The sequence below is a fragment of the Niveispirillum sp. FG148 genome (assembly GCF_057809655.1).
Map to the genome: position 1 here is coordinate 1 of NZ_JBMDKJ010000014.1, position 13,463 is coordinate 13,463.

Sequence of the window (13,463 nt, forward strand, 5' to 3'; positions counted from 1 at the left end):
TGACATTCAGCGCGTCGGCCAGCGTGACCGAGGCGCCGCTATTGACCAGAGTGCCACCGCCGACATCGACCGCGTCGCCCAGCAGGATATTGCCCGACGACAGCACGACATTGGCTTTGGTGCTGCTGATCACGCCGCCCGTGAAGCTGCCGGTGCCGCTGCTGGCGCCGTTGATCACCAGGGCGTTGCCGGACAGGTTGGTGATATTGCCGTTGATGGTGCCGCTATTGTTCAGCGCCCCCAGGTTGCCGGTCGCGGCGATATAGACGGCCGTGGCCGCACTCAGGTTGCCACTATTGTTGATGGCCGACAGGTTGCCGCCGACATAATCGTTGGTGACGGCCAGCACCAGATTGTTGCCCGACACCGTGCCGCCGGCCGCCAGACCGGTGACGCCGGCCGAGACATTGGCGCCGTCATAGCTGGACCCGGCCCCGCCGGCGATCAGCGTGGCCCCCTGCGACCCGGCCAGATAATTGCCCGTGGCGCTCAGGTTGGACAGGACGGTGCCGCCGCTGACATTGGCCGCACCGCTGACCGACAGCACATTGCCGGCAAGGTTCAGGACGCCGCCGGTCTGATTGTAATTGCCGGTGACATTCAGCGCACCGGCCAGCGTGACCGACGCCCCGCTATTGACCAGGGCCTTGCTGGCGACATTGACCGCGTCACCCAGCAGGATATTGCCCGACGACAGCACGACATTGGCATTGGCGCTGCTGATCACCCCACCGGTGAAGCTGCCGGTGCCGCTGCTGGCGCCATTGATGACCAGGGCGTTGGCGGACAGGTTGGTGATATTGCCGCTGATGGTGCCGCTGTTGTTCAGCGCCCCCAGATTGCCGGTGGCGGCGATATAGACCGCCGTGGCCGCACTCAGGCTGCCGGTATTGTCGATGGAGGCGAGACTGCCGCCGACATAATCATTGCTGAAGAACAACAGCAGGTTATTGCCGGACACCGTGCTGGCGGTCAGCAGGCCTTTCAGGCCGCTGATCGTGACCAGCGCGCCGGCATAGCTGGACCCGGCACCAGCCGTCACCAGCGTGCTTCCAACCCCGCCGACCAGGTAATTGCCGGTCGCCGACAGGCTGGCGGCGACGGTGCCGCCGCTGATATTGGCGGCCCCGCTGACCTGCAGGACCCCCGTGCCACCCACGATCAGCGCGCCGCTGCTCTGGGCATAATTGCCACTGACCGCCACCGGGCCGGACAGCAGGACAGACGCGCCGCTGTTGACCAGCGTGCCGCCGCCGACATTGACGCCGTCGCCCAGCAGGATATTGCCCGACGCCAGCACGACATTGGCATTGGTGCTGGTGATGTTGCCGCCGGTGAAGCTGCCGGTACCACTGCTGGCCCCGTTGATCACCAGCGCCTTGCTGGACAGGTTGGTGATGTTGCCGTTGATGGTGCCGCTGTTGTTCAGCGCCCCCAGGTTACCGGTCGCGGCGACATAGACGGCGGTGGCGGCACTCAGGCTGCCGGTATTGTTGATAGCCGACAGGCTGCCGCCGACATAATGGTTGGCGAAGGACAGCAGCAGGTTGTTGCCGCTGGTCGTGCCCTTGGCCGACAGGCCGGTGATGCTGGCCGAGACATTGACGCCGGCATAGCTGGACCCGGCGCCGCCGGCGATCAGCGTCGCGTTCTGCGCCCCGGCCAGGTAATTGCCCGTGGCCGCCAGGCTGGTGAGGATGGTGCCGCCGCTGACATTGGCCGCACCGCTGACCGAGAAGACATTGTTGCCGATGACCAGCTGGCCGGCCGTCTGGCTGAAATTGCCGGCGACATTCAGGGCCGCGGGCAGGTTGACGGTGGCGCCACTATTGACCAGCGTGCCGGAACCGACATCGACCGCGTCGGTCAGCAGGATGTTGCCCGACGACAGTACGACATTGGCACCGGTGCTGCTGATCGTGCCGCCGGTAAAGGCGCCGACAACCGTGCCGCTGCCGCCATTGATGACCAGGGCCTTGTCGGACTGGTTGGTGATGTTGCCATTGATGGTGCCGGTATTGTTCAGCGCCCCCAGATTGCCCGTGCGGGCAATATAGATCACCGTCGCGCTGCTGATGTTGCCGGTATTGTCCAGGGTGGGCAGATAGCCGCCGATATAATTATTGCCGAACGAAACCAACAGCTTGTTGGACTCGACCACACTCTGGGCCGACAGGACGGGGATGGAGCCGAGCCCGGCGACATTGACACCGTCAAAGGTGGAACCGGCACCGGCCGACACCAGTGTCTTTAAGAAGCCGATCAGATAGGTGCCGGTTGCCGACAGGTTGGTCTCGATGGTGCCGCCGGTGATGCTGGCCGCCCCGTCGACATTCAGGATATTGCCGCCCAGATTGAGCTGGCCGGCCGTCTGACGGAACTTGCCGACCTGCAGGTCATTCTGCGCCGTGATCGTGGCGCCGCCATTGATCAGAGTGCCGGAACCGACATTGACCGCATCGTTCAGCAGCAGGCTGCCCGACGCCAGCACGACATTGCCCAGCGTGTTGGTGATGGTGCCGCCGGTCAGGACACCAACCGTGCCGCCGGTCCCGCCGATGATGGTCAGATCGCGGGCGGCCTGATTGACGATATTGCCGGACAGGGTGCCGGTATTGACCAGGGAGCCCAGATTGCCGGTGGACGCGATATAGACGGCCGTGGCCGCGCTGACGCTGCCCGTATTGGCCAGGGAGCCCAGCGTGCCGCCGACATAATGGTTGCCATAGGTCAGGACCAGGTTGTTTCCGGTCAGCGTGTTGCTGGTGATCAGGCCGCTGAGGCCGGTCACCGTCACCACACCGCTGACGGCGGAGGCGGCCCCCATCGACACCAGCGTCGTTTCCAGACCCGGCGCATAATTGCCCGTCGCCGACAGGCTGGCGGCAATGGTGCCGCCGGTGATGCTGGCCGCACCGCTGACCACCAGCTTGGCGCCGGCATTCAGGATCAGCTGGCCGCCCGTCTGGCCGTAATCGCCGGTGACATTGACGATGCTGGTCAGGGTGACATTGGCGCCGCTGTTGCTGACCGTGTGGCCGGTGGCCACGATGCTGTCATTCAGCAGCAGGTTGCCCGACGCCAGCACGACATTGCTCAGCGTGTTGCTGATGGTGCCCTGTCCGGTCGTGCCCGTCAGGGTGCCGATCGTGCCCGAGGTGCCGCCGGCCAGGGTCAGGTTGTTGGAGGACTGATTGTTAATATTGCCGGACAGGGTGCCGCTGTTGACCAGGGTGCCCAGATTGCCGGTGGATGCGATATAGACGGCCGTGGCGGCGCTGAGGCTGCCCGTGTTGTTCAGCGTGCCCAGCGTGCCGCCGACATAATCATTGCCGATATTCAGCAGCAGATTGTTGCCGGAAACGGTGCTGGCCGACACCAGGCCGGTGATGCTGCCGCCCGTAACGCTGACACCGGTATAGTTGGATGCGGCACCCGCCGACACCAGGGTCGAAGTGCCGACCAGGTAATTGCCGGTGGACACGACGCCGGTGACGATGGCGCCACCGGTGATGCTGGCCCCGCCGCTGACCACCAGCCCGCTGGTGCCCGGATCGACCGTCAGTGTACCGGCACTTTGCGTGTAATTGCCGGTGATGGAAACGGTGCTGGTCAGCGCCGCCGACGCGCCGCCATTGATCAGCGTGCCGGACCCGACATTGACGCGGTCATTCAGCAGCAGGCTGCCGGACGCCAGCACGACATTGCCCAGCGTGTTGGTGATGGTGCCGCCCGTCAGGGTGCCGACAGTGCCGCCGGTCCCGCCAGCGATGGTCAGATCGCGGGCGGCCTGATTGACGATATTGCCGGACAGGGTGCCGGTATTGACCAGGGAGCCCAGATTGCCGGTGGACGCGATATAGACGGCCGTGGCCGCGCTGACGCTGCCCGTATTGGCCAGGGAGCCCAGCGTGCCGCCGACATAATGGTTGCCATAGGTCAGGACCAGGTTGTTGCCGGTCAGCGTGTTGCTGGTGATCAGGCCGCTGAGGCCGGTCACCGTCACCACACCGCTGACGGCGGAGGCGGCCCCCATCGACACCAGCGTCGTTTCCAGACCCGGCGCATAATTGCCCGTCGCCGACAGGCTGGCGGCAATGGTGCCGCCGGTGATGCTGGCCGCACCGCTGACCACCAGCTTGGCGCCGGCATTCAGGATCAGCTGGCCGCCCGTCTGGCCGTAATCGCCGGTGACATTGACGATGCTGGTCAGGGTGACATTGGCGCCGCTGTTGCTGACCGTGTGGCCGGTGGCCACGATGCTGTCATTCAGCAGCAGGTTGCCCGACGCCAGGACGACATTGCTCAGCGTGTTGTTGATGGTGCCCTGTCCGGTCGTGCCCGTCAGGGTGCCGATCGTACCTGAGGTGCCGCCGGCCAGGGTCAGGTTGTTGGAGGACTGATTGTTGATATTGCCGGACAGGGTGCCGCTGTTGACCAGGGTGCCCAGATTGCCGGTGGATGCGATATAGACGGCGGTGGCGGCGCTGAGGCTGCCCGTTTGGGTCAGCGTGCCCAGCGTGCCGCCGACATAATGATTGCTCAACATCAGCAGCAGATTGTTGCCGATGACCGTGTTGCTGACGCTGCCGATGCCGGTCAGGGAATTGGCGGCGATGCTGACGCCGGTATAGCTGGACGCCGCACCGGCCGACACCAGCGTCGTCCCGCCATTGCCGACCAGGTAATTGCCCGTGGACACCAGGCTGGTGGCGATGGTGCCGCCGGTGATGCTGGCTCCGCCGCTGACCACGATGCCGCTGCCGGACGCAGACAGATCAAGCGTACCGGCACTTTGCGCGTAATTGCCGGTGATGGAGACGATGCTGTTGAAGGTGAGCGATGCGCCGCTGTTGGTGACCGTCCGCCCGGTGGCGATGATGCGGTCGTTCAGCAGCAGGTTGCCCGACGCGAAGAACAGGTTGCTCAGCGTGTTGCTGATGGTGCCCATGCCGGACTGGCCGGTCAGGGTGCCGATGGTGCCGGATGCGCCGCCGGTGATGGTCAGGTTGTTGGCGCTTTGATTGTCGATCTTGCCCTTGACCACGCCGCTGTTGCTGAAGCCGCCGATGCTGCCGCTGACATAGAGCGCGTTGCTGGAATTGATCGTGCCGCCATTCTGGTTGATCAGCGTGCCCAGCGTGCCGGCCACGTTCAGGGCGTTGGTGGCATTGCCGATGCTGCCGCTGTTGGTCAGCACCGTCAGCCGGCCGCTCACCTGCACGGCGCTCTGCGCCGCCGTGATCGTGCCGCTGTTGGTCAGCGAGGTCAGGGTGCTGTTGCCGTCCAGATAGACGCCCTGCGGCCCGCCATTGATCGAACCGGTATTGGCCAGCACGCCCATGGTGCCGTAATTGGCAAAGCCGGCGGAACCGGAGGTGATATAGCCGGCGTTGGTCAGCGTACCGAAATAGGTGTCGTTCTGCAGGCCTGCTGCGGTGCCGCCGATGATGCTGCCGCCGATGCTGTTCAGCATCGACAGGATGGTCGACTGGTTGCCGAAGCCCTTGCCGGAACCGGAGATCAGGCCGCTATTGACCACCGTGGTGATGGTGGAATTGTTGGAGACGCCGGCCCCGCTGGTGTCGTTTGACGTCAACGTGCCGCTGTTGGCCAGCGTGCCCAGCGTGCCGGTGGAGGCGACATAGACGCCATAGAGAACGTTGGTGAGCGTGCCGGTGTTGCCGACCGAGGTCTGGCTGTTGCCGACATAGTAGTTGCCGACCTGCATCACCAGATTGGTGCCGCTGGTCGTGCCGGAAACGGCCAAGCCGGTGATGCCGCCGCCGCTGCTGCTGAGGACGACGCCGGTATAGTTGGACCCGGCCCCGCCGGAAACCAGCGTACCGCCCGCCGATCCATACAGATAAGACGAGGTCGAGGACAGACCCGCACTACCGGCCGAAATGGTGCCGCCGGTGATGCTGGCGGCCTTGCTGACCACCAGCTGGCCGCTATTGCCCAGATTCAGGCTGCCACCGGTCTGGGTGTAGTTACCGTCCACGTTGACGATCGTCGACAGCGTGATATTGGCACCCACATTGCTGACCGTCACGATGCTGGCCGCAACGCTCTTGGCCAGGATGTTGTCATGCAGCAGCAGATCGCCAGAGGCGAAGACCAGATTGCTGCTGATGCCGATCGTGCCCAGGGTGGTGCCGTTAAAGCCGATCAGCGTGCCGATGGTGCCACCGCTGCCGCCGATGATGGTGTCAACCCGGCCGCCACTGCTGTTGATATGGCCCTTGATGATGCCGCTGTTGATGATGGTGCCGAAGGTGCCGGCCATGGCATTGCTGCCGCCGGACAGGGTGCCGCTGTTATTGACCAGCGTGATGACGCCATTATTCTGGATGGCGTTGCCGCCGCCCGAAATGACGCCGCTGTTGGTCAGCGTGGCGATGGTGCTGGAATTCAGGATGGCCCAGCTTGAATTGGTGATCGTGCCGCTGTTGCTCAGCAGGCCGATGCTGCCCTGGTTCCACAGGGCGGTGAAATTATTGTTGGTGATGCGGCCGGAATTCGACAGCGTGCCGATGGTGCCACGGTTGTTGACGCCGAACTGCACACCACCCAACGTGCCGCTGTTGGTCAGCGTGCCGACCTGGCCGGTCGTGGCCACATAAAGGCCCGTGCTGGCGCTGGTGATGGTCGCGCTGTTGTTCAGGGTGGTCAGCGTGCCGCCGACATAATCATTGTTCACGTTCAGCAGCAACCCGGTGCCGATCGTGCTGGTGCTCTTGTACAGGCCCGTGACATTGTTGATCGACACGGTGGCGCCGGTCAGGACCAGGCTGGACCCGCTGACCAGCGTATAGGCGCCCGCCAGGTAATTGCCCGTGCTGGAGAAGCTGGACACCACCGTGCCGCCGGTGATGCTGGCGGCACCGGTGGCGATCAGGCCGGCCTGCGTCGGATCGATCGTCAGCGTGCCGCTGGTCTGGCTGAAGCCGCCGGTGACATTGATGATGCTGTTCAGGCGCAAGGAGGCGCCGATATTGGACACGGTGCGACCGGTCGCGTTGATATTGTCGTTCAGCAGCAGGTTGCCGCCGGCGAACACCACATTCGACAGCGTGTTGACGATGCTGCCCTTGTTGGTGACGGTCTGTCCCGTCAGCGTGCCGATGGTGGCGCCGGTACCGCCGCTGATGGTCAGGGCGCTGCTGCTGAGATTGACGATACTGCCGGCGATCAGCCCGCTGTTGGTGATGGGGCCCAAGGTGGAGCCGGACGCGACATACAGGGCGGCGGGGCCGCTCAGGGTGCCGCTGTTGCTGACGCTGCTCAGCTTACCGCTGAGATAGATACCCCTGCTGCTGCCGGTGATGGTGCCGCTGTTGTTGAGCAGGCTGAGGGTGCCGCCATTGATCGAAAGGCCCTGCGCACCCAGGATCTGCCCCGTGTTGTTCACGGTGCCGATGGTGCCCTGGTCGTAGATGCCGCCGGTGGCGGCACTGATCAGCCCGCTATTGGTGATCTGGCCGATCGAAGAGACATTCTGGTTCAGGCCGATACCGCTGCTGGCGCCGCTGATGATGGTGCCGGTATTGACGATGCTGGCGATGGTGCCGGCATTGGCGATGCCGCCGGCCGCACCCGCCCCGCCAACGGCCACGATACGGCCCGAATTGGTGATGGTGCCGACCTGGGCACCGAAATTCATGAAGATGCCGCGCGTAGCGCCCGACAGGGTGCCCGAGTTGGACAGCGTGCCCACCGACCCGGTGGCGGCAATATAGGTGGCCGTCTTGGACCCGCTGATGGTACCGGAATTGCTGAGGGTGGACAGCGTGCCGCCAATATAATTGTTGCGAGCAGTGGTGATGATGTTATTGCCACTGATGCTGCTTACGGCGGACTGTCCGGTAACCGTGCTGGTGACCAGGCTGAGCCCGGTATAGTTGGAGCCGGCACCTGCGGCGATGATGGTGTAATCGCCCGCCAGATAATTGCTGATTGAGTTCAGGCCCGCCACGACCGTGCCGCCGGTCAGGCTGACCGGACGGTTGACCACCAACCGGCCGGCACTCGGATCGATCTGGATCGTGCCCGCACTCTGCATCAGCGTGCCGGTGATGCTGAGCAGGCTGGTCACGCTCAGCGAGGCACCGGCATTGGTGACCGTATTGGTGCCGACATTGATATGGTCGTTCAGATAGAGTTTGCCGGAGCTGAACAGCAGACCAGCATTGGCGCTGGTGATGGTGCCGACGCTGCCCAGGGTGCCGGTGAGGGTGCCGATGGTGGTGAGCGTGCCGCCGGAAATGGTGGGCGTAATGGTGCCGGAATTCAGCACATTGCCGATGATCTGGCCGGAATTGGCAATCGAATTGATGCCACCAACACCGGTGATGGTGATCGCGTTGATCGTGCCCTGGATGGTGCCGGTATTGGTGTTGATCAGGGTGCCGATGGTACCCTGGCTGTAGACGGCGCGGTCGCCATAGATCAGCCCGGAATTGGTGAAAGTCTGGACCAGAGTCTCATTGTCCCAGGTGAAGGACGTGTAGGTCAGCGTGCCGGTGTTGGTGAAGGCACCGATCGTGCTCTGGTTCACCAGCCGGCCGTTGATCAGGCCGCTGTTGGACATGGTGCCCAGGGAGCCGGCATTCCACAGCGCATAGGTGTTGGCACTGATCGTGCCGGTATTGACGAGGGCGGACACGCTGCCGGCCTGGATGAACACGGCGCGGCCGTTGGCCGCCGATTCGTTGATCAGGCCATTGTTCAGCAGCGTTCCCAGCTGCGACCCGGCCGTGCCCGTGATCGTGACGGCATAGGCGTTGGCGGTGTTGATGGTGCCGCTGTTGGTGACGGTCAGGTTGCTGCCGGGGTTCGCCGTCGCGCTCCACACCGTGCCGGTGGTGATGGAGGTGCTGATGGTGATGTCGGCCGCGCGCGATGGCTCGACCACAACCAATAAGCTTGCTGCCAACACGATCGGCGACGCGCCGGCCATCAACGCACGACGCAACTGACCCTGTCCGATCGTGGTGCGCAAAGCCGTCTCCCCCGGTGCCTATCGACGATATGACTGTTCCGCGCCCCAAGGCAAAACAGCGACATTCGCCTGTTTGAAGATTCTATTCTCCTGTGGATGTCACATACAACGAGAAGTATCTACCTAAAAGGATAAGGCGCACCCAAAATTTAGGTGCTTTGATAAATTCTGAACTGGAATTCATGCGCCGCCAAATTCCTTTGGTTTCTGTTTATTTCCTCGATGGGATCGCCAAAGTGGCAGGATATCCGCCAGAAATTCCGGGTTTCCAATACTGAGAATTATTTCGGTCGCTGCCAATCCGGAACGCCCCTCATCGGGCGTTGTGGACCGGATTCCGCATCATCGACGACCGGCACCCGCGACGCCGCCAATGACCAAGGCAAACCGCCATTGGCCGAGGCGACCGCCCCCCAATGTAAATTCGTTTACAACTAAAAGGCGGCATCGGTCACCGGAGAACGTGCCCCTTGATTCGGTCCGGCGGCGACTGCCGGCGCACCGCTCGTGCGGCGTAGCCAGTCCTGCGGATGTAGGATCCGCCGCTGGTATCACGGGTACAGGCGCAAAAAAGGGAGCGCCGATGCCGGGACCAAGAGCCCGCGGCATCGGCGCCCCCTTGGCACCCATCCCTTATAAAAGCAGCCCGATCGGGTCCTCCAGCCGCCTGCCCAGGGCCGCCAGGAACGTCGCACCCAGGGCGCCGTCCACGGCCCGATGGTCGCAGGAGAGTGTCAGGCTCAAGACCGAGGCGAAGGCCACCCCGCCATCCGGCCGCTCCCGCGCTTCCCGCCGCACCGTGCCCACGGCCAGGATGGCGCCCTGGGGCGGGTTGATGATGGCCTGGAACTGGCGGATGCCATACATGCCCAGATTGGAGATGGTGAAGCTGCCGCCGCTGATATCCTCCTTGGCGAGCGTACGCTTGCGCGCCCGTTCGGCCAGGTCGGCGACCCTGGCACCGATGGACCAGGGGTCGAGTGCTTCCGCCCCGCGCAGCACGGGCGTCAGCAGTCCGCCATCCACCGCGACGGCCACGGAGATATCGGCGCTGCGGAAGCGGCGGATGCCCTCATCCGTCCAATGCACGTTGACGTCCGGCACCTCCGTCAGTGCCAGGGCCGTCGCCTTGATCAGCAGATCATTCACCGACAGCTTGCGGGGACTGTTGGGCCGGGCATTGACCTGTTCGCGGAAGGACAGCAGCGCATCCACCGTGACATCGGACGTCAGATAGAAATGCGGCACCGTCTGCTTGGCATGGACCAGGGCGCTGGCAATGGCCCGGCGCATGCCGGTCAGCGGCAGCAGGTCATAGGTGGGGGCTTCCGTCACGGCCGGTGCCGACGCCCGTTCGGCCGCTTCACGCACATCCTGCTTGGTCACATGGCCCTTGGCCCCCGTGGGTGTGACGCTGGCCAGATCGACGCCCAGATCGCCGGCCAGTTTGCGCGCCGCCGGTCCCGCAGCGGGTGGAGGCGGGGGCGGGGCAGGGGGTACTACAGGGGAAGCCGGTGTCGGTGCATCCAGCAGACCGCGTGTCTGCGCCGCCGCCTTAACATCGGCCAGCGACACGCGGCCCCGCGCACCTGTGCCTTTGATGCCATGCAGGCTCATGCCCAGCTTGCGGGCGATCTTCTGCGCGATGGGGCTGGCATGGGGTTCGGGCCCCGCAGGCACCGGTTCAGGTGCCGGTGCCGCTGGCGGAACAGTGCCGCGCGCGGCGGCCGCCTTCTCCACATCCTCCTGACTGATCCGTCCCTTCTGGCCTGTGCCGGTCAGGCCGGACAGATCGATCCCCAGCCGGTTGGCCAGCCGCCGCGCCAGCGGGCTGGCATAGGCGGCCTCGTTGCGGGCGGCCAGAAGGGCAGGGTCGGGGGAAGGTTCAACATTCATGTCACTCTTCGTTGCCTCCCCCGCGAAAGCGGGGGGCCAGGGGCCGCCTGCACCATCGGTCGGGCCCGGGACCCCTGGATCCCCGCTTTCGCGGGGAAGGCAGGAGGAGCTGGTGTGGCTGTTCAGCATCGCGGCTGATGCTGAGGAGGCAGAGGCACCCCCCTCCTTGGGCTCAAACGACACATCAATGGGCCTGTACCCCGCCACGAACGCATCAATGGCACTGTCCGGCACCGACGCATCGGCCAGCACGGCGATCAAGGCACCCACGGGCAGCACGTCACCCGCCTGGGCCAGCTGCCGGCGCAGCGTGCCGCCCACCTCCAGGTCGAGCGTATTGACGATCTTTTCCGTCTCGATATCGACCAGTTCGGCGCCCTTTTCCGCGCTGGCGCCCACGGCCAGATGCCAGTTGGCGACCGTGCCTTCCGACATTTCGATGCCCCATTTGGGCAGGGTGATGGGGTGTATCTCAGCCATCTTTCAGCACCTTGCGCACGGCGGCCTCGATCTGGGCGGGGCCGGGGACATAGGCGCGTTCCAGTTCGCGGGCAAAGGGCACGGGCGTGTGCGGGGCCGTGACGATCTCGATGGGTGCCTTCAGGTCGCGGAAGCCCTTCTGCGCCACGATGGCGGCAATGTCGGACGCCACCGAACAGCGTGGCGGGCTTTCATCCACCACCACCAGCCGGCCCGTATTCGACACGCTTTCCAGGATCGTTTCCTCGTCCAGCGGGCTGGTCGTGCGCGGGTCGATCAGGTCGCAGGTGATGCCCTCGGCATTCAGCTTGTCCAGCGCCTTTTCAGCAAACGGCACCATGCGGCCGAGCGCCACGATGGTCGCATGCTCGCCCTCGCGCACCAGGGCCGCCTCCCCGAACGGGATCAGATATTCCCCCTCCGGCACCTCGCCCTTGCGGCTGTACAGCGCCTTATGCTCGAAGAACACCACCGGATCATCATCACGGATTGCGGTCAGCAGCAGGCCCTTGGCATCGTACGGGTTGGACGGCACCACCACTTTCAGCCCCGGCACCGCCGTCATGAAGGGATAGATCGTCTGCGAATGCTGGGCGGCACAGTTCATGCCGGCGCCGAACGACATGCGGATGACCAGCGGCGTGCGCGCCTTGCCCCCGAACATATAGCGGAATTTGGCGGCCTGGTTGAAAATCTGGTCCATGGCCACGCCGACAAAATCGGCGAACATCAGTTCGGCCACGGGCCGCAGCCCGGCCAGGGCCGCACCATTGGCAGCCCCGATGATGCAGCTTTCGGAAATGGGCGTGTCGATGACGCGCCCTTCCCCGAACTTATGGATCAGGCCCTTGGTCACGCCGAAAATGCCGCCGGCCGCGTCGCGCTGTCCGGACGTGCCGCCGGCGCCGCCGGACACATCCTCGCCCAGGACGATCACACGGGCGTCGCGGGCCATTTCAAGATGCAGGGCCTCGTTCAGGGCCTCGCGCAATGTGATGACGGGCATCGAACCTCTCCCGCTCAATAGCTGATATAGACGTCGGTGGCCAGATCCGCCGCCAGGGGCGGGGCGGCTGACTTGGCGTCGTTGGTGGCGGTGTCGATCTCGGCCAGAACCTCGGCATCGATGGCGTCCAGGGTGGCCGCATCGATCAGGCCGGCGTCGGTCACCCGCGCGCGGAAGCCTTTCAGGCAGTCGCTCTCCTCCCGGAACCTCTCCACCTCGCCCTTGGCGCGGTAAAGCTGGGGGTCGCCCTCAAAATGCCCGAAATAGCGGGTGCAGGTGGCATAGATTGCCGCCGGCCCGCCGCCCGTCCGCGCGATCTCCAGCGCCTGACGCATCGCTTCGTACACGGAGAAGAAGTCGAACCCGTCGGCGCGGAAGACGGGGATGCCGAACCCCTCCACCCGCCGTCCCAGATCCTGGCCGGCCAGCGCATAGGCCGCACCCGTATGTTCGGAATAGCCATTATTCTCGAACACGAAAATCTTCGGCACCTTCAACACGGCCGCCATGTTCAGCGCTTCCAGCACCGTGCCCTGGTTGGCCCCGCCATCACCGGTGAAGCTGACGGCGACATGGCCTTGCCCGGCCAGCTTGGCGGCGATGGCGGCGCCGACCGCGATGGGCGGGCCGCCGCCGACAATGGCATTGGCGCCCAGCATGCCCTTGTCCAGATCGGCAATATGCATGGACCCGCCCTTGCCCTTGCACAGGCCGTCGGCGCGTCCATAGATCTCCTTCATCATGCCGCCGACATCGCAGCCCTTGGCGATGCAATGGCCATGGCCGCGATGGGTGGACGCGATCCAGTCCTTGTCCGTCAGATGCTCGCACACGCCCACCGCCACGGCCTCCTGACCGGCATACAGGTGCGTGAAGCCCGCGATCTCCCCGGTGCGGTTCTCGATATGAATCCGCTCCTCGAACTCACGGATGGTGCGCATGCGCCGATAGGCCTGAAGCAGGGCGTCACGGTTGAGCTGCATGGGTTGGTTCCTTGAAGAAAGGCCTCTTTGACGATCCCGATCTTCCCGTCATCCCGGCGAAAGCCGGGACCCAGGGGCCACAGGAAAGAAGCTT

At 64.5% G+C, this 13,463-nt stretch carries 4 protein-coding genes; all 4 read right to left on the minus strand.

Features of this window, described 5'->3' with window-relative positions:
• On the minus strand, nt 1–9,004 hold a 9,004-nt coding region (locus ACODTW_RS15510; RefSeq protein ID WP_488946951.1), incomplete at its 3' end, for a beta strand repeat-containing protein.
• 633 nt (nt 9,005–9,637) lie between these two features.
• The gene (locus ACODTW_RS15515) at nt 9,638–11,380 is read right to left on the minus strand and encodes a dihydrolipoamide acetyltransferase family protein (protein WP_488946952.1); all 1,743 of its coding nucleotides are present in this window, start codon (nt 11,378–11,380) and stop codon (nt 9,638–9,640) included.
• A complete protein-coding gene (locus ACODTW_RS15520; RefSeq protein ID WP_488946953.1) occupies nt 11,373–12,386 on the minus strand; it encodes an alpha-ketoacid dehydrogenase subunit beta in 1,014 nt (337 codons plus the stop codon). The genes ACODTW_RS15515 and ACODTW_RS15520 overlap by 8 nt, the downstream gene beginning before the upstream one ends.
• Before the next feature lie 14 nt (nt 12,387–12,400).
• Nucleotides 12,401–13,369 carry a thiamine pyrophosphate-dependent dehydrogenase E1 component subunit alpha gene (locus ACODTW_RS15525; RefSeq protein WP_488946955.1) on the minus strand — a complete coding sequence of 323 codons (969 nt, stop codon included), beginning with the start codon at nt 13,367–13,369 and terminating at the stop codon, nt 12,401–12,403.
• Between the last annotated feature and the right edge of the window lie 94 nt (nt 13,370–13,463).

Bases quoted from the DNA above. Each gene is read 5' to 3' on its own strand.
- ACODTW_RS15520 (WP_488946953.1), bottom strand. From the start codon at position 12,386: ATGCCCGTCATCACATTGCGCGAGGCCCTGAACGAGGCCCTGCATCTT.
- ACODTW_RS15515 (WP_488946952.1), bottom strand. From the start codon at position 11,380: ATGGCTGAGATACACCCCATCACCCTGCCCAAATGGGGCATCGAAATG.
- ACODTW_RS15525 (WP_488946955.1), bottom strand. From the start codon at position 13,369: ATGCAGCTCAACCGTGACGCCCTGCTTCAGGCCTATCGGCGCATGCGC.